Source organism: Rhodococcus sp. 15-2388-1-1a (genome assembly GCF_002259145.1).
Classification (GTDB): domain Bacteria; phylum Actinomycetota; class Actinomycetes; order Mycobacteriales; family Mycobacteriaceae; genus Rhodococcoides.
On sequence record NZ_NPFP01000034.1, the window covers coordinates 14,217 to 35,341 of the forward strand.

Sequence of the window (21,125 nt, forward strand, 5' to 3'; positions counted from 1 at the left end):
ACAGAACCCCTCGGTCGATGGCCGACGTCCTTCGTTCGCCGCGTTTCTGGCTCGCGCCCATTCTGGTGGTATCGGCACTGATGTCGTTTCTCGCCGCGCTGTACCTGGGCGGCGTGCTCGATCCCAGGGGCAATCTCCACGACCTCCCCATCGCGATCGTCAACCAGGACGAGGGCGACACCCTCGCAGGCGAGCAGCGCAACATCGGCAACGACATCGTCGAGGGTCTGCTGCAGAACGTCGATTCGGAGAAGGTCGATTTCCGGGAAGTCGGTCCGGCGCAGGCACAATCACTGCTGTCGACGGCCGAGGCCTACGGCTCCATCGTCATCCCGAGCGATTTCACCAAGAGGATGGGAATCCTCGCTCAGGCGAGCGTGATTCCCGGGGACGTCGAGAAGCCGATCATCACGGTCTACACCAACCCACGTGCCGGGAGTTTCGGGATGTCGCTCGTGACCGGAGTGGCGACACCGGCATTCGAGTCGGTCAATCAGACTGTGGGACAGCAGATCACCGAGCAAGTGCGCCAGCAGCTCGGCGAAACTCAGCTCGCCGGCGCGAGCGCTCTCACCCTTGCACAACCGATCGACGTGATCGTCGCTCAATACGATCCGCTACCTGACGGCACCGGCGGAGGCCTGTCTGCGTTCTACTACGCACTCTTGCTCGTCCTCGCCGGCTTCACCGGTGCGACCATCGTCAGCGCACTCGTCGACGGCCTGCTCGGATTCACACCGACAGAGATCGGCCCCAAGTACATCCATCGCGGACCGACCCTGATCAACCGCTTCCAGACGCTGCTCGTGAAGTGGCTCGTGATGATCGTCCTCGCCATGCTGGTGTCTGCCCTCTATCTGCTGATCAGCCATCTGCTCGATATGCCGATCACCCACGCCTGGACCCTGTGGCTGTACGGCGCGTTCGCGATCACCGCGGTGGGCATCACGGCACTGGCGGTGATGTCCGCGTTCGGCACGGCAGGATTGCTGATCAATCTGATCGTGTTCATCATCCTGGCGTTGCCGTCGTCGGGCGGCACCATCCCCCTCGAAGCCAGCCCGCGGATCTTCACCTGGCTCGCGCAGTTCGAGCCGATGCACCAGATCTTCCTCGGCACCCGCTCGATCCTGTACTTCAATGCCTCACTCGACGCGGGGCTGCTGCACTCGGTGGGCATGACGTCTCTCGGACTGCTCATCGGGCTCGTGTTCGGCGTGGTGTTCACCCGCATCTACGACGGCAAAGGCCTCGACCGAAGCCTCGATTCATCGGGCGCCCACAGCTGACGCCAGTACACTCGATCCAATGCTTGCTGTGAATCCAGCCGGGAGCGTGGCACCCCGACGTGCCTTCCACGCTTACCTCGACGTCGCCATCGTCGTCCTCGTACTCGTGGGCACCAACCTCATCGCGCACTTCACCACGGTGTGGGCCAGTATCGCGACGGTCCCGATCGCCGCTGTTCTGCTGGTCGTCCTCGCGAACCGTCGCGGTCTGGGCTGGGCCGAACTGGGACTGTCGCCGAAGCAGTGGAAGACCGGATCGCTGTACGCGCTCGGAGCCGTCGGAGTCGTCCTGACCGTCGTCGCGATCGGCGCGTTGCTGCCACTCACTCGGCCCTTCTTCATGGCCGACAGGTACGCAACCGTCTCCGCCGCCATCGTCGCATCGATGATCGTCATCCCCCTCCAGACCGTCATCCCGGAAGAACTCGCGTTCCGCGGGGTGCTGCACGGCACGCTGGGTCGCATCTACGGAGCTCGGGGTGTGTTCGCTGCAGGGTCTCTGCTGTTCGGTCTGTGGCACATCGCATCCTCGCTGGGACTGACGGCGGGCAACGTGGGCCTGAGCGGATTCCTCGGTGGCGGGCTGTTCGGGCAGATCGTCGGTATCGCGCTGGCCGTGGTGGCGACCGCGGCAGCGGGCGTGGTGTTCACGTGGCTGCGCAGCCGTAGCGGAAGTTTGATCGCGCCCATCGCCCTGCACTGGTCGTTGAACGGACTCGGCGCACTCGCCGCAGCTCTCGTCTGGCATGCGTCGGTGAGCTGAACGGCATGAAGGACGAACTGCACCAGTATCTGCGTATCGCACGCGAGAACATGCTGTGGAAGCTCGACGGTCTCACCGAGTACCAGAAACGACGGCCGATGACGCCGACCGGGACAAATCTACTGGGCTTGGTGAAGCACCTTGCGATCGTCGAATACGGCTATTTCGGCGTCACGTTCGGTCGCGAGTTTCCAGCTCGTTTCGCGGAATTGGAAGCAGAGGGCATGTCCCGGCTGAATTCCGACATGTGGGCAACCGCCGAAGAATCGTCGCGTCCTGCACTGGCCAGTCGAGAAGCAGGAAGTCACGTTGCACCGAGTTCTGGTTCAGATGATTGCCGAGACCAACCGCCATGCCGGGCATGCGGACATCGTGCGCGAGCTCATCGACGATTCCGTCGGACTCCGATCGGGCAACGAAAACATGACCGACGGCGACGCAGCATGGTGGGCCGCATATCGAGCCGAGCTGGAAACAGTTGCCAGGGAAGCTGATTGACCGCATCCACTGACGTCAGGTTCCACAAACGCCTATCACACGCCACCGACAGGTACTGGATCGCGAATAGTCAATCAGGGCAATAGTTTTCGGTTGCACTATGGTTGTCAGTCGAATGTTTGTTCGATACACTTGCACCCATGACCACGGAGATCTGGCAACTGAGCGAGAGCGAACTCCTCGCCGACGCCGCCGCTGTCTCCCACCAGATCCAACTACTGGAAGCGCGGCGTATCGCCCTCGTCGCCGAGATCGACACCCGCGTGAGCCGGGAGAAGCTCGGTTTCCCCGGACCCGCCGGCTGGCTGACCTCCACCACCCTGCTCTCACCATCCAAGGCCACCAAGATCGTCGCCCTCGCCCGCGGCATGGCTGCATTTCCCGACATCGCCGACGCCGTGAACACCGGCGTCATGTCCGTCGAACACGCCGCCCTGATCCTCACCTTCGCCGAAACACCCCCGGAGAACCTCCCGGAAGAGGGTCGCGAGGCCGCACGTAAAGCTCTGATCAAGGCTGCGACCGGGCCCGACGCGCGCACCGGCCGGATCCGAGCAGCGATCACCAGACTCGAAGACAGCTTCGGCACCAAGAAACCACCCGCCGAGAACACCGACCGCAACGAACTCTTCGCCTCCACAACCCTGAACGGGCGCCTGGTACTCAAAGGAGACTTCGATGCGATCACCGGAGAAAAGCTGCTCACCGCACTCTCGCCGTTGACCGAACCCCACCCCGCGGTCGACGGCACCCAAGACCAGCGCAGCCCCGCCAAGCGCAGAGCCGACGCCTTCGGACACATCCTCGACCACTACCTCGCCTCCAGCGATCGCCCCATCGAAGGCGGTGAACGACCGCACGTCAACCTGCACATCCGGTTGCAAGACCTCACCGACCTCCACAGCCGCGGCGACGCCGACGACATCACCGACGACGAAACCTCACGCGCAGCAGCCGAATCCGACACCGTGGATCCGGTCGATATCAACACCGGACACGCGATCGACCCCGACACAGCAGACGCATCTGATACACCCTCTGCCGCGGATCGTGGCGCGTATCGCGACTTGTTCGGCGACGGCACTTCGGTCGGATGGCTGCCGTGGATGGGACCACTCTCCCGCAACACTTCCCGCCAGTTGGCCTGCGACTGTGTCCTCACCGCCATCGTCATGGACGAACACGGCAACCCGTTGAACCTCGCCCGCACCGCCCGCACCATCACCGCCAAACAACGCACAGCCCTCACCGCCCGCGATCACGGTTGCGCGTTCCCCGGCTGCGGAAAACCCGCCGCCTGGACCGAAGGACACCACATCTGGCACTGGGGCGACGGCGGCCCCACCGACATGAACAATCTGGTTCTGCTCTGCGGCTTCCACCACCGCCTCATCCACCACTCCGATTGGGAAGTGTTCATCGGCACCGACAACCACCCCTGGTTCGTACCTCCGGCAACCGTCGACCCGTACCGACAACCGAGACAATCGCACGCCCGGGCAGGCCCCCACATCGCCTGAGCCCCAGGAAAAACTCCAGCCCCGCACCGAGAACACGGTGCGGGGCTGGAAGAGGTCGGTTCAGGAACCAGAGGGAGCGACAGATGGTGCGGGAGGAGTAGCTCCATCGGCCGGAGCCGGGGGTGCAGGCGCAGTCGCACCGTCTCCCTCAGCACCCGGAGTCGGTGGTGCGGGAGGAGTAGCACCATCGGCCGGAGCGGGCGGCGTCGCACCGTCCGTCGGCGGAGCAGGCGGCGTCGCGCCGTCCTCCGGTGCGCACAGGGCACCCGGCCCACCCTTGCCCGGACCCGGTCCACCTTCTGCCGGTCCACCCTTGCCCGGACCACCCGCGGGTGGAGCAGGCGGAGTTCCGCCATCACCCGGCGCGGGCGGGGTCGCACCGTCGGCCGGGGTGGGAGCCGTCGATCCGTCACCGGAATCCGGGGCTGCCGGCACCGCTGGGACATCCGAACCGCCACCACCGTCGGTCCGCTGTCCGAGCGCGGACGACGACGCCACCGTGGACACTCCCGGCGACGCATCGGGCCCGGTGGCCGCGAATACTGCCGATGCAACCAACGCACCGACTGCGAGTCCCGCTGCCGCCGTCGCCACCATCGGCACCCGTCCCTTCCAGCGTTTCGGCTTGTTCTCCCGAGCCGTGTCGGCACCGACACTCGGGGCGGGCTCGGGGTTCGATGCGGCGGGGATCGGCTGAGTCTGATCGTTCACGTTCACTCCTCGTTCGGACTGTCTCGTTCGTTTCGGTCTGTCACCGACCCTGCCGCCGTTAGCTGAAGTCACCCTGAAGCCGGGCGCATCTTCAGGATCACTTCAGCTGGTGAGTGACAATCGAGGAATGACATACAGTTCCGCTCCCCGGGTGATGGTGGTGGAGGACTCGCTGCCCATCCGAGAAGCGCTGGTGGCCGCGTTCGAGGACGCGGGATTCACCGCCGAGTCCTTGCCCGACGGCGACGACTTCGAGACCACGATGGCCGGCTTCCGCCCCGATGTCGTGATTCTCGACATCATGCTGCCGGGCGCCAGGGACGGGTTCGCGTTGATCGACATCGTCCGCCAGAGCAGCGATGCAGGAATCATCATGGTCACCGCGAAGGACCGGCTGGAGGACCGCCTACGCGGTCTGAGCGACGGCGCAGACGACTACGTGGTCAAACCTTTTCAGCTGGACGAGGTGGTCGCGCGAGCGAGATCGGTGCTGCGTAGACGCGGCAGATCGTCGGACGCAATCCAAGTGGGCGATCTACTCGTGGACGAATCCGCAGGGGTCGTCACCCGCGCCGGCCACGTCCTCGACCTGACGGCGACCGAGCTCCGATTGGCAACCTTCCTCGTCGCGCAGCGCGGTCGCACGGTCTCGAAAACGTCCATCCTCGAATCGGTCTGGGGTTACGGCGCGTACGACGGCAATCTGGTGGAAGTGCACATCAGTGCGTTGCGTCGCAAGATGGAAGCGCACGGTCCACGGTTGATCCACACTGTCCGTGGCCTCGGTTACGCCCTGCGGGCACCGCAGTGAACCGCACGCCCACGCCCTCGTTGCGCACCCGGGTGGTCGCCACCGTCGTCGTCTTGTTCGCGGTGCTGCTCCTTGTGGTCGGAGCATCGGTGGATGTGGTTCTGGGCCAGCAGCTTCGACGCGATCTCGATGCTCGCTTGAGCGATCGTGCCGACCGAGCGGTCGAACTGGTGGACAGCGGGGTCGGTGCGCAGGACTTGGTGCAGGCCCTGCAGGGCGACGCCATCCGAGTTCGGATCACCACCGCCGACGGAACGGTCTACGGTGTGCCCGGTGGCGAGCCTCCCGCGCAGGGCGATCGGCCCGCGGCACCCAACCCTCCGTCCGGCCCGTCGAATGCGCCCACTCCCCCGGGACCACCCAATCCACCTGCCCCACCGTCGGATTCGCTGGAGATCACGGAACCCCTGCCCGACGGTTCGACGCTGTCACTGCTCGGTGACACCACCGCGATCGCCGATGTTCGCCAACAATTGCGCATTCTCATGGTGGTCGCCGGTGCCGTCACTCTGCTGCTGGCCGCTGCCGCGCTGATCTACGCGGTGAGGCGCGCATTGTCTCCGCTGGACTCGATGACGTCGGTCGCACGCCGAATCACCAACGGCGACAGGGGTCGACGGTTGCTTCCATCCAAACCGAACACCGACCTGGGACGCACAGCATCGGCCGTCGACGAGATGCTCGACGCCCTCGAGGACGCCGAGCGCAAGGAGGCTGCCGCAGCGCAGGCGGCGCGTCGAGCAGAGGAGGACATGCGCCGGTTCCTGGCCGACGCGGCACACGAACTGCGTACGCCGGTAGCCGGGATCTCGGCGCTGGCTCAGTCGTTGCAGCGCGACGCCGAGCACCGCCCCGATCGGGTCGGTAGGTGGAGCGAGCTGCTGGTCGGCGAATCCGCCAGGGCGTCGCGACTGGTGGGCGACATGCTCGATTCCGTTCGGGCAGAGAACACTTCGGAGCTGGAGCCGACCGACACAGACCTCACCGACGTGGTTCGACGCACCGTCGAGCGCTCGGCACTGCTGTCCCCACAGGTCCGGTTCGAGGTGGACGGATCGCAACCGGTGCCGGTCAGGGTGGACGTGGGTCGCGTCGAGCAGATTCTCTCGAACGTCCTCGACAACGCCGCTCGCTTCACGCCGCCCGGCGGCAGCGTCCGGGTGACGACGGGCACCGATTCGCAGGCGTTCGTCACCGTCGACGACGACGGCCCCGGGGTCGACGAGGCGGACCGTGAGCGCATCTTCGAGCGGCTCGTTCGACTGAATTCCGCGCGCGACCGTTCTTCCGGCGGCGTCGGGCTGGGATTGTCGATCGCACGCACGCTGGCGCGCGCTCACGGCGGCGAACTCGTCTGTGCCGCAGGGCCTACAGGCGCACGATTCCGACTGACACTTCCTAGCCTTAAGGGTCGTTCCGCGGGCTCCACTCCGGCGAACCACCGATAGTTATTCGACGATCAGGTCCATCAGCAGACTGTCGTGCCAGCCCTCCGGGCCCTTCTCGTACTTGCGCATGATTCCGACGGGCTCGAAACCGACTGCGCTGTAACAGGCTATGGCGACCGCGTTGTCGGCAGCGGGGTCGATCACCAATCGATGATGCCCCAGTTCGACTGTCAGGTATCGCACCAGCGTGCCCACGGCGTCCTTTCCGACGCCGCGGCCGTGCACTGCCGGGTCCAGGAAGATGTCGATCGACGCATGCCGGTACATCGGATCGGTCTCTTCGCCGTACTGGATCAATCCCACTGTTGCGCCGTTCAATTCGACGACGAGTCGATTCTCGTCGGTGTTGTCGAACGGCCAGTTCTCGTCGGCATCCTCGTCGCCCCACCGCGCATACACCTGGGGGGTGCGCAGTATTCGGCGTAGCTCCGGCACATCCTCGGCGGTGACGGGTCGCAACACGACCCGTTCACCGCGGAGGTTCATCGCGGAGCTCTACTCGGCCCGCTTGGCGGCACGGGCCGCGAGGTCCTGGGCGTCGAGCGTGTCCGCTTCTTCGAGGGTCGGTGCGCTGCCGCCCAATCGTGCCGGAACCCAGTACGCCCCCGGCTCGTGGTGGTAGTTCTCCTGCAGCTCCAGCAGCATCTTCTGCATCACTGTGCGCAGCTTCTCGGTCAGCTCGTTCGGCGGACCGACCGGCGGCAGCGGCTCGCCGACGGCGATCGAGATGGGAGTGTTGGTGCGGCCCAATCGCTTCGGGTGTCCCTTGGTCCACACGCGCTGCGCACCCCAGATGACCGTCGGGATGATCGGCACGCCTGCCTCGATGGCCATGCGCGCTGCGCCGGACTTGAATTCCTTGATCTCGAAGCTGCGGCTGATGGTCGCCTCGGGATACACGCCCACGAGCTCGCCGTTGCGCAGGCTCTCCACGGCCGACTTGTACGACTGAGCGCCTGCCCCGCGATCGACGGGGATGTGCCGTAGCGCGCGCATGATCGGGCCGGAGATCTTGTTGTCGAAGACTTCCTTCTTCGCCATGAACCGGATGTAGCGCTTCACCCGTCGCGGCGGGAGCCCCGCGTAGGTGAAGTCCATGTATCCGGTGTGGTTGACGGCGATGACGGCTCCGCCGGTGGCAGGGATGTGTTCCTCGCCCTCGACGTCGAATTTCAGGCCCTCGAACGCGAACACTGCACGAGCGATGCCGATGACTGATCGGTAGACGGGTTCCACAGTCCGTTAGCGTAGTCGGTGGACGATGCCGGAGAAAAGGTCCGGAAGATGACAGGTCCGGTCGAAAGCAACGGGGGAGAAACGAAGTGAAGAACAGTGCGGCGCCACCGCGGCGGACCCGGGTCGTCCGAACCGCGCTGCCGCTGATCGCGACGCTCGCCCTGGTCGGAGCCTGCGATTCCGCGGTCGGACTGCCGTCCGAGCAGTCCGGGGCGACGAGCAACACCACCGAGGCCACGACGTCGACTCCGACCACGGCCGCACCGACCACCACCACGCCCCCACCGATCCCGCCCGGCCCACCCGTCGGCGAGGTTCCGGGAAATCCCGACGCCGCGATGGCGCTGCGGCCGTTCGTGGGCGACCTCACCGGAGGCGGAATCGGTGTCGTCACGGCGCGGTGCTGGACGGTTCCGCCCACCGAGATCCCGACGATGTACGTCGACGCCGAGGCCATCCTCGCTGCCGTTGCCGCCCCCGGCGTCGACGGCCAGTACGCCGTCACGTGGACCGGGCCCACCGCGACGGTCAGCATCAAGCGGAGCGAGATCGCGTCCGGCTACGCGTGCCCCACCGTCTACCCCACCGGCACCGCCCCCGTGTTCGACGCGGCAGACGCCGTCTACAGCGTCGATCGCTACCTGGGACGTCTCGCCGGGATTCCCGTGAACCCCAGCGATGTGGAAGAGACCTATCCACTCGTGTGCGACGGCCGTCAGACCTGGGATGCCCTCGGCACCGGCATTCCCACTGCCCCGCCGCTGGTGCAGAATCCGAACATCCTGACCGGCATCACCTCGTTCGATCCCGACAGCGTGTTCGTCACCGGGCAGAACGGCATCTACACCCAGGTCAATGCAGACATCATCGACGCGTCCGGGGCGTACCAGAACCGTACGTTCGTGCTGGCCGTCGGCGGCGAGGGTTACTGCATCGGCGACATCGCCTGAGTAACCGGCCCGGTTACTTCAGGACGTCGGTCCCGACGAAAGGCACAAGGGCTTCCGGGACGCGGACGGTGCCGTCGGCCTGCTGGTGGTTTTCGAGGATCGCGACGATCCAGCGGGTGGTGGCGAGGGTGCCGTTGAGCGTCGCCGCGGTCTGGGGCTTGCCGTTCTCGTCGCGGTAACGCACGCCGAGGCGTCGGGCCTGGAACGTCGTGCAGTTCGAGGTCGAGGTCAGCTCCCGGTAGGCCTGCTGGGTGGGAACCCATGCCTCGCAGTCGAATTTGCGAGCGGCCGAGGAGCCGAGGTCGCCGCCTGCGGTGTCGATGACGCGGTAGGGCAACTCGACCGCGGCGAGCATCTCCTTTTCGTACTCGAGCAGCTTCAGGTGTTCGGCCGCTGCATCCTCGGGCTTGATGTAGGAGAACATCTCGATCTTGTCGAACTGATGGACTCGGATGATGCCGCGGGTGTCCTTGCCGTAACTGCCCGCTTCGCGGCGGAAGCACGACGACCATCCGGCGTACCGCTTCGGGCCGTCGGCGAGGTCGATGATCTCTCCCGAGTGATAGCCCGCGAGAGCAACTTCGGAGGTTCCGACGAGGTAGAGGTCGTCGGCTTCGAGGCGATAGATCTCGTCTGCGTGTGCGCCGAGGAACCCGGTTCCCGACATGATCTCCGGCCGCACCAGCACCGGCGGGATCATCATCGTGAAGCCGTTCTTGACGGCCTTCTGCGCGGCCAGCTGCAGCAGACCCTGCTGGAGCAGCGCGCCGTAACCGGTCATGAAGTAGAAGCGCGAGCCCGAGACCTTGGCACCGCGTTCCATGTCGATCAGGTTCAGCGACTCGCCGAGTTCGAGGTGATCCTTCGGCTCGAAATCGAACTCCGGGATCTGCCCGACGGTCTCGAGAAGAACGAAGTCGTCCTCGCCGCCTGCGGGCGTGCCGTCCTGGACGATGTTGGAAATCGCGCGATGGGCCGCGTCGAGGGCTGCGTCGGCCTCGGCTTCGGCGGCCTGGGCGGCCTTGACCTTCGCGGCAAGTTCCGATGCGCCGGCGAGTAACGCGGGGCGGTCCTCGGCGGAGGCCTTACCGACCTGCTTTCCCAGCGCCTTCTGCTCGGCACGCAGCTGATCGCCGGCCAGAACCGCGGCCCGGCGGGATGCGTCGGCATCCAGAAGTGCGTCGACGAGAGCGGGGTCCTCGCCTCGGGTGCGCTGCGAGGCGCGCACTGCGTCGGGATTCTCGCGAAGGAATTTCAGGTCGATCACGAGAACGAACCTTACTTGCCGAGCAACCCCAGGTAGTCCTCGCGTCCGAACATCGTGGCGGCGTCGATCGCCGACGGGTGGCCGCCGTGTGGATCGGCTCCACCGTCGACGAGCGCGTGCACCACCTCGTCCTCACCTTTGAAGACTGCGCCCGCGAGCGGGGTCTGCCCTTTGTCGTTGGGCTTGTTCACATCGGCACCGCGCTCGACCAGCACACGCACCGCGTCTGCATGCCCGTGATAGGCAGCGAGCATGACCAGTGTGTCGCCTGATTCGTTGTGCAGATTCACCGGAACACCCGCGTCGACGTAACTCGCCAGAGCGGCCGCGTCACCGGTGCGGGCCATCGCGAACAGTCGGCCTGCGAGTTCGCTGAGGTCGTCGTCACCCGTTGGGTCGCTCATGAGGACCGAACATACTCGGGCATGATGGTGGGCGATGTCCGGATACGAAACAGACTCCCCGACGAGCGAGAAGTCTCGGCGAACACTGTCTGCAACCACAGCTCGACGTGGGCTCGCCATGGTTGCGGTCGGTGCGGTGCTGGCCGCTGGAGCGACGGTTTTCCTGTCCGACGGGTTCTCGGCACCCGAGAAGATCACGACCCATGCGACGGCCAGTGGGCCTGCGACCGATGGGCCCGTCTCGGCGTCCTCCTTCGGCGCTGCCCCTCCGGGAACATGCCTTCAGTGGACACCCACCGACGATCCGGAGACGGACCGACAGGATCTCGCCGAAGTGTCGTGCGCCGATCCCCATCGCTTCGAGGTGGCTCGCGACATCGACATGAGCGTCTATCCCGGCGTCGAGTTCGGCCCGGGCTCGCAGTATCCCGGCTCCATCCGGTTCAGTGAACTGCGCGACGAACACTGCGAGGCCGCCGTCGACGACTACGTCGGTGCCAAGTTCGATCCCAACGGACGCTTCGGCGTCGGGCTGATGTTCCCCAGTCAGGCCGGCTGGGCCAAGGGCGAGCGGACCCTGCGGTGTGGAGTGCAGATGCCGTCGAACACCGGCGCACTCGAGGAGATGACCGGCTCGATCCTCGACCAGGACCAGTCCAAGGTGTGGCCGACCGGCACATGCATCGGCATCAACCAGAACGTGCCTGCCGATCCGGTGGATTGCTCGGCTCCGCACGCGTTCGAGGTGGCGTCGGTGATCAACTTGACGCAGCAGTTCCCCGGCGGCCACCCTGCCGAGGGCGATCAGGACGCGTATCTGGAAGGCACCTGCACCGACGCCGTCAACGGCTATCTCGGCTCGGACACCGCACTGCGAGACAAGACGCTCACCCTCTTCTGGGACACCATCGACGTCGCGAGCTGGCTCGCCGGTAGTCGCCAGGTGACGTGCTCGGTGGGTAAGGAACTCGACTCCGGCGGCTTCGCGACCATCGTCGGTACCGCCAAGGGCGACATCCTCATCAACGGTGAAGCTCCCGTCCCGCCGCCCTCCGCACCCGACGGCCGCGCACTGCCGACACCGCTGCCCGGTGCCGCACCGATCACCACCGGAGGGTGACATTCCCACGCACATGACCCGCGTCGACTTCGAGGAAGCGGTGTCCGACGCTCTCGACACCCTGCCGCGTGAGCTCACCGACTTCATGGACAACGTGGTCGTTCTCGTCGACGAGGAACACCCGACCGAGGACATCCTCGGGCTGTACGAGGGCATCGCGCTGACCGAACGCTACGAATACAGCGGGCACCTACCTGACGTCATCACCATCTACCGCAAACCGATCCTCGAGATGGTCGACGACGAGAACGAGGCGCGACGGGAAATTGCAATCACCGTCGCCCACGAAATCGGGCATCACTTCGGCATCGACGACGAACGACTGCATCAACTCGGATTCGGCTGACAGCACTCGCTCATCGCCCACCCGCTCACTCCGACCACACACCCCCGGACGCGTGAATGGACCATTGCACCGCCAAGACGTGTGCAATGGTCCATTGACGCGGCGCTGGGGTTACGCCGCAACAGCCTCACGGCGGACAGGGCGCACTGCGCGATCGGTGAGGAACGCGAACGCCAATCCCAGCGCGAGCCACAACGTGGCTTGGGTCGCCAGCGACGACAGGCGGAATTCCCACAGCAGGGTTGCCGGGAAGTCCGCGCCGACCTCGTTGACGGTGGGCAACAGTGCATAACCGATGCCGACGATCACCAAGAACGCCAGCAACGGCGCGCCGACCCGCATCGCCACCGAAGTCTGCGACGCCACCGCCTTCGCCACGTAGATCCCGACCGCGACGGCCAACAGCCCGAGAATCACCGTCGCCAACCACAGCCAGGTGCGCTGGGTGATGGTCTCGGGATCTCCGACGGCCGGCGGGTTCGCCGGGTACTTGAAGAACGGGACTGCTTCGATGGCCACCCATCCGGCACCGGCCCCGACGAGCGCGAGGACCGAACCGGGCAGGGCGGTGAAGCGTCGCCCGTAGTGCAGTGCCGAGGCGAAGATCGCGCCGAGTGCCAGGCCGGCGAGTCCGGTGGCCAGGAACAGTCCGACGCGTTGTCCGTCCCGACTGACCAGTGCTTCCTCGTCGCCGTGGGAATGCGCCGCCGGGGCGGCATCGGTGTCGGTGTGATGGGTGTCGGTGCCGGCTGCTTCCTCGATGGCGATGGCCGAGTCGATGTGCGGTTCACCGACGACGTAGGCGACTGCTCCGGCGAGCAGGCCCGCGAGGAGTCCGGCGAGCAGACCTCGGAGCAGGAGTTGGACGAATGTGCCCTGCAGCGTCGGGCCGTGGGTATCGGTCAGTGGCATGGCAGGCCCAGCAGGTGGCGGCCGTCGTGCATCAACTCGTGCATGTACATGCCACTGCGGGAGATCGCGCCCTGATCGAAACCGACGAGGTAGAGCACGACGAAGGCGAGCAGGATCGTTGCGGCGACGATGACGGCGAGCGCAGCCGACTCCGTCGCATTACTGGGGGAATGAGTGATTGCCATGGTTGTCCTCCTGGGATATGCGTCCCGTAGTCCCCGCTCGAAACGGGGACGGCCATGCGATGAACGAGTTTTCTGACTCTCGAATTCGGACATATGCCCGACGTCGATCACAGTGGCGCAACCGCTCCGGATTTTCACCGGATTACCTGCGTACATCGCGTATTACCAGCGAACTGTGGCATCGCTCTGGACTCTGTGTCAATCGCTGTCTCGGCGGACTTCGGCTCGATGCCAGAATGGTCGGGTGACTGCGCCCGTGACCCGACTGATCTTGGTCGCTCACGCGAGAACCGAGGCGATGCGCACCGGCCGGTTTCCCGGCGACGAACCACTCGACGACGCGGGGCTGCGCGATCTCGCCGCGGTGACCGATCCACCCCGCGTAGACCGCGTCCTGTCCGGACCGGAAATCCGGTCGACCTCCACTGCCCGCATCTTCGGCTCGGACGTCTCGATCGAACCCGCGTTGGCCGACATCGACTACGGCCGGTGGTCCGGCCTCGAGATGACCGATCTGCCCGACGCCGACGCGATGGCCTGGCTGGGTGATCCGGCGTTCGTTCCACCGGGTGGCGAATCCCTCGATGCGTTGTTCTCTCGCGTCGGGACGTGGCTGAGTGCTGTCGGATCCACGCCCGGCCGCACGCTGGCGGTGACCTCTCCTGCCGTCGTCCGAGCCGTGGTGGTGTCGGTGTTGGCGGCTCCGGTGTCCTCGTTCTGGCGTATCGACGTCTCCCCGCTCACGCGTACGGCAGTCAGCCGTCGAGGCGGCAGGTGGACTGTCGGCTCGGTGGCCCAGAAGTTCGTCTGAATTTTTTCTCGCGCAGAGGGAACCGAACCGAACACGGCGGCGTCCTACCTACCGACAGCGCAAAGTTCTTCGATCAAGGAGCCTCGCTCATGACCGTCATCAAGGTGGATCCGGTGGCACTGCAGCTCGCTGCCTCCGAACTCGATGCGGTCGCCGCTCGATTGCAGGCGGCTGTCACTGCGACGGCAATCCCCGTGCGGCCACTGCCACCCGGTACCGACGAGGTGTCGCTGCTGACCGAACGATTCTTCGGCACCGCAGCCGAGACCTTCGGACCTGCTGCAGCGCAGGGCATTTCGGAGTTGCACCGGGCGGCCGAGGAACTGCGGAAACAGGCCGCGGATTACGTGGCCACCGACGACGACACAGCCGGGGGGCTGCCCGGTCTACCCGGCATCTGACGCACCGAACTCGACCGCAGCAAGAATCTCGACACAACGCTCGAACATCATGGGGGCTAGAGGATGACGCTCGGAGTGACAGGTGTGGTGTGGCTGCCACGCACGGCGACAGGAAACTCGACGCGATTGCTCGGGCCCGGACCGGTGCCGTTGCACGTCGCCGGTGGCGCGTGGGGTTCGCTCGCCGCGGCATTCACCGAGGCATCGGCGAGTATCGCCGCCGTCACCGCGGCTCTGACCGCAGGCTGGGAGGGCGAGTCGGCTCTGCTCGCTCAGGCTGCGCTCGGCCGTTTCGCGACCTGGACCGCCGCCACGGCAGTCAAGGCGGCGTCGCTCTCGGTCGAGGCCCCGGCCGCAGGCACCTCGTACGGTGTCGCGTTGGCGACCATGCCCTCGCTCGTCGAAATCGGAGCCGTGCAGGCCGCCAAGGTCACCGCCGCCTCGACCGGTGGCGTGATGAACGGCAGCTACGAGGCAGCCGAGGTGGCCGACCGACTGCTCGACATCCGCGCCGCGATGGTGATGGAGGGCTTCGAGCTGGTCTCCTCGCACCGCATCGTCAAGACCACGTTCGATCAGCCGCCGGCCATCGTCTCCGATTCCGGGAACGGGCTCGGCAGATTCGCGAACGGCGCGCTGATGACGTCTCCGGTTCAGGCCGCGATCGGCGGCTTGATGGCCGCAACCCAGAACCCCGGTGTGGCCGCGGCAGCAGGTCAGCTCGGTAGTGCTGCCACCTCCATCGCCGGTACCGGCGTGTCGACCGTGGCCACCGCCGCGTCCAACATCGGGTCGGGTGCACTGTCCGGCGGATCAGGAGCAAGCGGCGGTCACGGTGTTGCATCCGGTGGTTCGGCCTCTCCTGCAGTCGGCCCGGCGTCCACACGTCCGGTGTCGTTCGGCGGAGGGGCGGGTGGAGCAGGCGGGCTCGGCGGTGGCGTCGGAATACCCGGTTCCGCATTGGGTCCCACAGGTGGTGGCTCGATGCCGGCCGGTGCAGCCCAGAGCGGTCCGACCGCATTCGGCCCACCAGCCTCGGCCGATGGCGGCCTCGCTCAGCGCGGAACGGGCGCAGCCGGCGCTCCGGCCTCCGGCACGCGCGGGCAGGCCGAGGACGACGAACACGAGACCCCGGACTACCTCAAGCAGTTCGAGCACTTCGCGGACGGCCGCACCGTCGCGCCGTCCGTCATCGGTGCGGATCCGACCCTGCCCCACGCCACCCTGCCCCACACCAGCGGGAACGGCCGTTGATCGACTTGGGAACCGTGCCGGTGGGCCACACATTGCCGATCGCCTCACTCGGTGTGGACGAGATGGACTTCCTGGTCGACGAGCTGTCGATCGCCGAGCTACCCGTCGTCCTGAACGTGTTCCCGCGCTTCGACGACGTTGCTGCACGGGATTCCGCGCTCGAACGTGGCCGTTGCGCCCTCGACTCGGCCGGGCTGTTGGCCTCCGGCCTCGTCCACGAGGATCTTCGGCAGTGGATACGAGTTCTCGAACAACCTCGCTGGTACGTCTCGGCCCGCGTGTTCGACGTCGAGAGCGCCGAGCCCGTTCCGACCACTCGGATCTGCGTGGCATCCGACGATCGAACAACGGTGTCGGCGGTGCGGCGGGACGACGTGGTCACCATCCGCACCGTTCACGGTGATCCGGCCCGAGACCTCGCGTCGACGATCGGCTCGGCTGCGTCGTTCGACCCGGGCAGCATCAACGCGCCGACCGATCTGCTGGCCGAAGCACTCGATGCAGCACCGACCGACGTCGGAGCAACCGCGTCTCGGCTCCGCGGTATCGGCATAGCGGACGACCGCGCCGCGGCCCTGGCGTCGGCGATGGCCACCTGCACCGGCAGAACCGAGATCACTGCCGTCGCCCGCAGACACGGCACCCGCCACGTCGCCGGGAGACCCGTTGCTCTGTTGGACACCAGAGCCGGACGCATCGTCGCCACCTCCACCCTCGCCGCCGACGGCACGTCGTGGAGCTCACTGACCGGCGCAACGGATCGCAGAGTGATCGGCGCCCTGACCGAGCTGATCGCATCGGCCGGTGAGCATCTCCGCTAGCTGATCGGGTTGTCCGCCTTGTCGCTGCCCTTGCCCTCGAACGGGGGCAGGAACGTGCCCCATCTGGCGCAGGACCATCCTCCGTCGGGCAGCGGCAGCAGCTCGACGGTGTGAGTGTTGTCGAGGTGGTTGTCGGCCGCGAACGTGCCCTCGACGCCCGCCAGCACCGCCGCGACCAGTCGGATTGCGGCACCGTGGCTGACGACGACGACGTCACCTGCCGTGTCGTCACTCAGGTACTGCGCACGGAGAGTGTCGAGCACCGGGACGTACCGCTGCAGGACCGAATGTCCGCTGTCGCCTCCGGGCACGGTCGCCGCCAGATCTCCGGCATGCCAGCGACTGAAGATCTCGGTGAATTCGCGGTGCGCATCCGCATCGTCGCGGTCCTCCAGATCGCCTGCGAAGGTCTCCTGGATTCCCTCGGTCACCACGAGGGGAACACCGGTCGCGCGCTCGATGTAGCCGGCAGTCTGCTTGGCACGCAACGCAACCGAGGACACCAGCACTGCGGGTGGGCGTCCGATCCAGGTCTGCGCATACGCGTCGGCCTGCTGGTGCCCCAGCTCGGTGAGCTCGGCTCCCGGCGGTGAGGTGTCCAGTATCTTGGCGACGTTGGCTGTCGTCTGACCGTGCCGGACCAGAATCAGCTTGCCCATCACAGATCACCGCGTCCGGCACGAATGTCTGCGACCCACTGCACGTGTTCGTCGATCGGCGGCGGTACCGATCCGCCCGATCCTGTTGCAGTGGGCCAGGATCCGAGGAACCGGAGGGGCATCTTGCGGTGGAATGCGGCCAACATCTCCGCGACGAGTGGGTCGTCGATGTGCCCGGCACAGTCGATGAAGAACCTGTACGTTCCGAATCGTGAACGGGTGGGCCGTGATTCGATGAAGGTCAGGTCGATGTTGCGAATTCCGAACTCGGCCAACGCTGCCGGCAGCGTGCCCGGGTCGTTCGGCGGCTCGAGCACCACCGACGTGCGGTCGGCGCCGGTGCGCGCAGGCACCGATTGCGGCGCGGTCACCAGCACGAAGCGAGTCCGCGCGCCCTCCACGTCGATGATCCCGTCGGCCAACTGCGGCAACTTCAGGCGCTCACCGGCGAGCCGCGTCGACACCGCAGCATCGACCATTCCGGCCGCAACATCCTCTGCTGCACCGGCATTGGACGACGCCGATTGCACCACGGCGTCGGGCATGGCGGTCTGCAGCCACTGGCGCACCTGATTGAGTGCGATCGGATAGGCGCTGATCGTGCGGGCCGAGTCGAGAGTGACACCGGGACCGCCGAGGATGGTGAAGGCCACCTCGATCTCGGTCTCGGCGACGATCTGCAACCGCCGGCCCTCCGACAGCGCGTCGAGCGTCGGTGGAACCGCTCCCTCGATGGAGCTTTCGATGGGGACCACGGCCGCGTCGGCCGCACCCGATCGCACGGCCTCGAGCGCTGCAGGCGGGTTCGACGCCGAGACCCGCTCGACCGCCCCGTCCAGACCGACCGCGCCGAAGGTTCCGAGCTTTTCGAACTGCGCCAGCGCCATCTCCGTGAACGTTCCCGATGGTCCGAAGTAAGCGATGCGAGGCACGCCTCGAGGTTACGTTGTCGACGTCTCCGAAGCGATCAAACCGACGTCGACGAGCCGGGCGCGAGCCCGGGCGGCGTCGACGATCTCGATTCCGAGCAGCACCTCGCGCACCGCCTCGGCGGCCTCGGGGATGAGTGCCCGCAGTGCGGCGACGTTCGGAGCAGCAAGGGCCGCGGCGATGTCGTCCCCGCGGAGCGACGCCACCGTCGCCGCAAGGATCGCGAGCACCTCGTCGCCGGAGTCGGCGCGGGCGACGAAGCCCACATCGGCGTGCGAGACCACGGCGAGCACGTCGGCGATGCGACGCGGGGTGTCGGCGACGCTGATGCCCGGAGTCCGGTGGGCAAGGACGACGGTCTCCGCAGTCTCGGCCACGTCGATCGCGTCGAACATCGGGAAGACGACCAGCGGCGAGGGCAACCGCAGCGCGAGTGCGTCGGCGAGGTGCTCGGCAGGCGCGTCGACGTCGAACCGGACGGCCTCGTACCCGCCGGTCGGACCTGCCCGGAGCTCGTCGGGGTCGATGTCGAGATGCACCACGATGCGTCCGTGGTCGTCCGAGTCGGACAGTGCGAGCAGGGTCGACGCCCGGACGACGGGCGGTCCGTACTCGGCTCCACGCGGGGCTGCGGCCAGCGCGTGGGCGTCGGCGCATATCGGCTGCAGCAGTCCGTGGACGAGCGCGTTCGGGTCGGGTCGGTGTGGCACACCGAGGGTCAGCGGAATCGGCACGCCTACACGGTAGACCCGGGTCTGAGTCGTTCCGCGGGCTCCACTCCCGTGGTCCGGGTCCTTCCGCAGGCTCCCCTCCTGTGGCCCGGGTCGTTCCGCAGGCTCCACTCCCGTGCACGGCCTTGCGATCCTCGCCACACCGCGCTAACTTAGGTTTGCCTCACCTACTCGCCTGACCGATCGCATCGGAGGAGCTCATGCTCGGCGCAACCACAACCACCGGACCGACCACTGCCGAACGCGTACGCAGTGCCTGCATGCGCGCCGAGGGCGCAGCCCTGGCCATCGACGGCAGCGACCCGGTGATCACGTCCCTGCACCACCTGCGACCCAACGGGGAGATGATCCTCGCCGTCCCCACCGACTCCCTCGACCGTGCGGTGACCTGGCAGTCCTCCCGTGCCGGAACGCCCGCCGTCCTCGAACTCACCGATCACGCACCGCTCGCCCTGCGGGAGCCGGTGCGGTCGTTGGTGTGGCTTCGCGGCGATCTACGCCCGGTCCCGGACTCGCTGATGCGACCCATGGCCGGAGCGGTGGCCGCCGAACATCCGCATCCCGCTCTCCTCGACGTCGGCCACACCACCTCGCTGATGCGGCTGATCGTCACCTCCGCCGTGGTCGCCGACAGCACCGGAGCCGAGCCGGTCGACGTCGACACGCTGCTGGCAGCCGAACCCGATCCCTTCTGGGAGATGGAGACCAGCTGGCTCGAGCACCTCGACTCCGACCACCCGGACCTGCTCACCCAATTGGCCCGACGCCTCCCGCCGTCGCTGCGGCAGGGCCGAATCCGGCCGCTCGGCATCGATCGCTACGGCATTCGGCTGCGGATCGAAGGCGAAGGCGGCGACAACGACGTCCGGCTCGGGTTCGCCGAGCCCGTCGAGGACGTCCTCTCGCTCAGTCGCGCGTTGCGCGTTCTCGCCGGCTGCCCCTTTCTGAACGGACTACGCGCCCGGGGCTGACACCCCATCCGACGAAACAGGGCAGACTCGTGCGGTGATCGACTTCAAGAGCTGGTTGACGCCACCGCCGCCCGCGAGCACGGCTCCCCCGCCCGACGCCCGCGAACGCACCACCATCAAGGTCGAGATCGCGATCGTGCTGCTGGTGACGTTCGGCCTGAGCGGTATGAGCAGCATCCTCTCGCTCGTCGAGGACGCGCTGCAGACCGCTGCCCTGTCCGATCAGACCGTGGCACTGAACTCGTCGCGGTCGAGTTTCAGCCTGATCGACCTACTGTTCCAGCTGCTGAGCATCCTGCGTCTGTGCGCCTGGGGCGCGCTGGGGTTGTACCTGCTGTGGCGAGCCGACCTGGCACCCCGAGCGATCGGGCTGGCCCGGCCGCGGCTGAAGATCGATCTCGGTCACGGCGTCGGACTGGCCGCACTGATCGGTGTGCCCGGCCTCGCGCTGTACCTGGTGGGTAACGCCCTCGGTTTCAATCTGAACGTCGTTCCCAGCGCCCTCGACGACCACTGGTGGCGCGTCCCGGCACTGATTCTGTACGCGCTGGCCAACTCCGGTGCCGAGGAGATCATCGTCGTGGCGTACCTGATCTCTCGCCTGCGCAGGCTCGGCCTGAGCGAGAACGCATCCCTGCTGTGCTCGTCGCTGCTGCGCGGCAGCTATCACTTCTATCAGGGCGTCGGCGGTGGAGTGGGGAACTTCCTCATGGGTCTGGTGTTCGGCCGCTACTGGCAGCGCACCGGCAGACTGTGGCCACTGCTGATCGCGCACGCTCTGATCGACATCGTCGCCTTCGTCGGCTACGCCCTCCTGCGCGAACATCTGTCGTGGCTCCCATGAATCGGGAGTCGAGGAACCCGGTCGTTCGTGCGGCGGTAGGTACAGTCGATTCGTGAACGACGACGATCGCCACGGACGGCACGGCGCGCCAGACCGGCGAACGCCGCCTCCCGGTCGAACGCCGCCACCGGACCGCACCCCACCGAACCGCACGCCACCGGACCGATCGATGCCCAGCCGGCACGGTCGTCCCGATCCCGCGCCCCGGCCCGGCCCCGCGCCCCAACCCGGTCGCGCTGCAGG

The 21,125-nt window shown here is 66.7% G+C and carries 24 protein-coding genes and 2 pseudogenes; 16 read left to right on the forward strand and 10 right to left on the reverse strand.

What is annotated here, in order from left to right; genetic code table 11:
• The first annotated feature begins 17 nt into the window (after positions 1-17).
• The 4 genes and pseudogenes from CH302_RS19740 (at position 18) to CH302_RS19755 (ending at position 4,070) form a co-directional block, all read left to right on the forward strand.
• Positions 18-1,289: a YhgE/Pip domain-containing protein gene (locus tag CH302_RS19740; protein WP_037187133.1), complete on the forward strand. Its 1,272-nt coding sequence runs from the start codon at positions 18-20 to the stop codon at positions 1,287-1,289.
• 19 nt (positions 1,290-1,308) lie between these two features.
• The gene (locus CH302_RS19745) at positions 1,309-2,052 is read left to right on the forward strand and encodes a CPBP family intramembrane glutamic endopeptidase (RefSeq protein ID WP_037187130.1); all 744 of its coding nucleotides are present in this window, start codon (positions 1,309-1,311) and stop codon (positions 2,050-2,052) included.
• Between the two features lie 5 nt (positions 2,053-2,057).
• A pseudogene (locus CH302_RS19750) lies at positions 2,058-2,550 on the forward strand (DinB family protein).
• A 140-nt stretch (positions 2,551-2,690) separates the two neighbouring features.
• Positions 2,691-4,070, forward strand: a complete 1,380-nt coding sequence (locus CH302_RS19755; protein ID WP_094650009.1) for an HNH endonuclease signature motif containing protein — start codon at positions 2,691-2,693, stop codon at positions 4,068-4,070.
• 60 nt (positions 4,071-4,130) lie between these two features.
• Here the strand turns inward: CH302_RS19755 and CH302_RS29665 are convergent, their stop codons facing one another.
• On the reverse strand, positions 4,131-4,781 hold the full coding sequence (locus tag CH302_RS29665) for a hypothetical protein (RefSeq protein ID WP_141216694.1): 651 nt from the start codon (positions 4,779-4,781) through the stop codon (positions 4,131-4,133).
• A gap of 127 nt (positions 4,782-4,908) precedes the next feature.
• Between CH302_RS29665 and CH302_RS19765 the strand changes: the two genes are divergently transcribed.
• Positions 4,909-5,592 (forward strand): response regulator transcription factor, encoded by a 684-nt coding sequence (locus CH302_RS19765; RefSeq protein ID WP_052047238.1) that lies wholly within the window; start codon positions 4,909-4,911, stop codon positions 5,590-5,592.
• Positions 5,589-7,040 (forward strand): sensor histidine kinase, encoded by a 1,452-nt coding sequence (locus CH302_RS19770; protein ID WP_037186539.1) that lies wholly within the window; start codon positions 5,589-5,591, stop codon positions 7,038-7,040. The genes CH302_RS19765 and CH302_RS19770 overlap by 4 nt, the downstream gene beginning before the upstream one ends.
• Here CH302_RS19770 and CH302_RS19775 read toward each other — a convergent pair whose 3' ends face one another.
• Positions 7,041-7,526, reverse strand: coding sequence for a GNAT family N-acetyltransferase (locus tag CH302_RS19775; protein WP_037186541.1), 486 nt, complete (start codon positions 7,524-7,526; stop codon positions 7,041-7,043).
• A 9-nt stretch (positions 7,527-7,535) separates the two neighbouring features.
• The gene (locus tag CH302_RS19780; protein ID WP_037186544.1) at positions 7,536-8,276 is read right to left on the reverse strand and encodes a lysophospholipid acyltransferase family protein; all 741 of its coding nucleotides are present in this window, start codon (positions 8,274-8,276) and stop codon (positions 7,536-7,538) included.
• An 86-nt stretch (positions 8,277-8,362) separates the two neighbouring features.
• Between CH302_RS19780 and CH302_RS19785 the strand changes: the two genes are divergently transcribed.
• Positions 8,363-9,226, forward strand: coding sequence for a hypothetical protein (locus tag CH302_RS19785; protein WP_037186546.1), 864 nt, complete (start codon positions 8,363-8,365; stop codon positions 9,224-9,226).
• A 13-nt stretch (positions 9,227-9,239) separates the two neighbouring features.
• Here CH302_RS19785 and serS read toward each other — a convergent pair whose 3' ends face one another.
• The gene (gene serS, locus CH302_RS19790) at positions 9,240-10,493 is read right to left on the reverse strand and encodes a serine--tRNA ligase (RefSeq protein WP_037186559.1); all 1,254 of its coding nucleotides are present in this window, start codon (positions 10,491-10,493) and stop codon (positions 9,240-9,242) included.
• 11 nt (positions 10,494-10,504) lie between these two features.
• Complete coding sequence (locus CH302_RS19795) at positions 10,505-10,897, reverse strand: ankyrin repeat domain-containing protein (RefSeq protein WP_037186560.1); 393 nt, start codon at positions 10,895-10,897, stop codon at positions 10,505-10,507.
• A 34-nt stretch (positions 10,898-10,931) separates the two neighbouring features.
• On the opposite strand from CH302_RS19795, the gene CH302_RS19800 reads away from it, so the two are divergent.
• Positions 10,932-12,017 (forward strand): septum formation family protein, encoded by a 1,086-nt coding sequence (locus CH302_RS19800; RefSeq protein WP_037186561.1) that lies wholly within the window; start codon positions 10,932-10,934, stop codon positions 12,015-12,017.
• A gap of 13 nt (positions 12,018-12,030) precedes the next feature.
• Entirely contained in the window at positions 12,031-12,363 is a 333-nt protein-coding gene (locus tag CH302_RS19805; RefSeq protein WP_037186562.1) for a metallopeptidase family protein, read from the forward strand.
• Between the two features lie 111 nt (positions 12,364-12,474).
• Here the strand turns inward: CH302_RS19805 and CH302_RS19810 are convergent, their stop codons facing one another.
• Together CH302_RS19810 and CH302_RS19815 are read right to left on the reverse strand one after the other, a co-directional pair.
• The gene (locus tag CH302_RS19810; RefSeq protein WP_037186563.1) at positions 12,475-13,275 is read right to left on the reverse strand and encodes a CbtA family protein; all 801 of its coding nucleotides are present in this window, start codon (positions 13,273-13,275) and stop codon (positions 12,475-12,477) included.
• Positions 13,266-13,460 carry a CbtB domain-containing protein gene (locus CH302_RS19815; RefSeq protein ID WP_037186564.1) on the reverse strand — a complete coding sequence of 65 codons (195 nt, stop codon included), beginning with the start codon at positions 13,458-13,460 and terminating at the stop codon, positions 13,266-13,268. Before CH302_RS19815 ends, CH302_RS19810 begins: the two co-directional genes overlap by 10 nt.
• Before the next feature lie 244 nt (positions 13,461-13,704).
• On the opposite strand from CH302_RS19815, the gene CH302_RS19820 reads away from it, so the two are divergent.
• The 4 genes from CH302_RS19820 to CH302_RS19835 all read left to right on the forward strand — a co-directional run bounded on the left by CH302_RS19820 (position 13,705) and on the right by CH302_RS19835 (position 16,747).
• Complete coding sequence (locus CH302_RS19820) at positions 13,705-14,271, forward strand: histidine phosphatase family protein (protein WP_037186567.1); 567 nt, start codon at positions 13,705-13,707, stop codon at positions 14,269-14,271.
• A gap of 89 nt (positions 14,272-14,360) precedes the next feature.
• Positions 14,361-14,672: a PE family protein gene (locus tag CH302_RS19825; RefSeq protein ID WP_037186570.1), complete on the forward strand. Its 312-nt coding sequence runs from the start codon at positions 14,361-14,363 to the stop codon at positions 14,670-14,672.
• A 75-nt stretch (positions 14,673-14,747) separates the two neighbouring features.
• Positions 14,748-15,926 (forward strand): PPE domain-containing protein, encoded by a 1,179-nt coding sequence (locus CH302_RS19830; protein ID WP_230596117.1) that lies wholly within the window; start codon positions 14,748-14,750, stop codon positions 15,924-15,926.
• The gene (locus CH302_RS19835; RefSeq protein WP_037186572.1) at positions 15,923-16,747 is read left to right on the forward strand and encodes an ESX secretion-associated protein EspG; all 825 of its coding nucleotides are present in this window, start codon (positions 15,923-15,925) and stop codon (positions 16,745-16,747) included. The genes CH302_RS19830 and CH302_RS19835 overlap by 4 nt, the downstream gene beginning before the upstream one ends.
• Here CH302_RS19835 and CH302_RS19840 read toward each other — a convergent pair.
• Genes CH302_RS19840 through CH302_RS19850 form a run of 3 tightly spaced genes read right to left on the reverse strand, consistent with a single transcriptional unit; the run spans position 16,744 to position 19,070 of the window.
• Complete coding sequence (locus CH302_RS19840; RefSeq protein ID WP_037186574.1) at positions 16,744-17,409, reverse strand: histidine phosphatase family protein; 666 nt, start codon at positions 17,407-17,409, stop codon at positions 16,744-16,746. The genes CH302_RS19835 and CH302_RS19840 overlap by 4 nt on opposite strands.
• Entirely contained in the window at positions 17,406-18,338 is a 933-nt protein-coding gene (gene pheA, locus CH302_RS19845; protein WP_037186577.1) for a prephenate dehydratase, read from the reverse strand. Before pheA ends, CH302_RS19840 begins: the two co-directional genes overlap by 4 nt.
• Positions 18,339-18,347: 9 nt before the next feature.
• Positions 18,348-19,070, reverse strand: coding sequence for a hypothetical protein (locus CH302_RS19850; protein WP_037186580.1), 723 nt, complete (start codon positions 19,068-19,070; stop codon positions 18,348-18,350).
• Positions 19,071-19,267: 197 nt separating this feature from the next.
• On the opposite strand from CH302_RS19850, the gene CH302_RS19855 reads away from it, so the two are divergent.
• The 3 genes and pseudogenes from CH302_RS19855 to CH302_RS30445 form a co-directional block, all read left to right on the forward strand.
• The gene (locus CH302_RS19855) at positions 19,268-20,038 is read left to right on the forward strand and encodes a DUF2470 domain-containing protein (RefSeq protein ID WP_037186581.1); all 771 of its coding nucleotides are present in this window, start codon (positions 19,268-19,270) and stop codon (positions 20,036-20,038) included.
• 34 nt (positions 20,039-20,072) lie between these two features.
• Entirely contained in the window at positions 20,073-20,882 is an 810-nt protein-coding gene (locus CH302_RS19860) for a CPBP family intramembrane glutamic endopeptidase (RefSeq protein WP_037186584.1), read from the forward strand.
• A 52-nt stretch (positions 20,883-20,934) separates the two neighbouring features.
• Positions 20,935-21,125 (forward strand): annotated as a pseudogene (locus CH302_RS30445) (hypothetical protein); the annotation flags it as partial.

Excerpts from the sequence above, each read along its gene's own strand:
- CH302_RS19755 (WP_094650009.1), top strand. The coding sequence starts at position 2,691 with ATGACCACGGAGATCTGGCAACTGAGCGAGAGCGAACTCCTCGCCGAC.
- CH302_RS19855 (WP_037186581.1), top strand. The coding sequence starts at position 19,268 with ATGCTCGGCGCAACCACAACCACCGGACCGACCACTGCCGAACGCGTA.
- CH302_RS19795 (WP_037186560.1), bottom strand. The coding sequence starts at position 10,897 with ATGAGCGACCCAACGGGTGACGACGACCTCAGCGAACTCGCAGGCCGA.
- CH302_RS19740 (WP_037187133.1), top strand. The coding sequence starts at position 18 with ATGGCCGACGTCCTTCGTTCGCCGCGTTTCTGGCTCGCGCCCATTCTG.
- CH302_RS19810 (WP_037186563.1), bottom strand. The coding sequence starts at position 13,275 with ATGCCACTGACCGATACCCACGGCCCGACGCTGCAGGGCACATTCGTC.
- CH302_RS19745 (WP_037187130.1), top strand. The coding sequence starts at position 1,309 with ATGCTTGCTGTGAATCCAGCCGGGAGCGTGGCACCCCGACGTGCCTTC.
- CH302_RS19825 (WP_037186570.1), top strand. The coding sequence starts at position 14,361 with ATGACCGTCATCAAGGTGGATCCGGTGGCACTGCAGCTCGCTGCCTCC.
- CH302_RS19805 (WP_037186562.1), top strand. The coding sequence starts at position 12,031 with ATGACCCGCGTCGACTTCGAGGAAGCGGTGTCCGACGCTCTCGACACC.
- CH302_RS19775 (WP_037186541.1), bottom strand. The coding sequence starts at position 7,526 with ATGAACCTCCGCGGTGAACGGGTCGTGTTGCGACCCGTCACCGCCGAG.
- CH302_RS19815 (WP_037186564.1), bottom strand. The coding sequence starts at position 13,460 with ATGGCAATCACTCATTCCCCCAGTAATGCGACGGAGTCGGCTGCGCTC.
- CH302_RS19800 (WP_037186561.1), top strand. The coding sequence starts at position 10,932 with ATGTCCGGATACGAAACAGACTCCCCGACGAGCGAGAAGTCTCGGCGA.
- CH302_RS19765 (WP_052047238.1), top strand. The coding sequence starts at position 4,909 with ATGACATACAGTTCCGCTCCCCGGGTGATGGTGGTGGAGGACTCGCTG.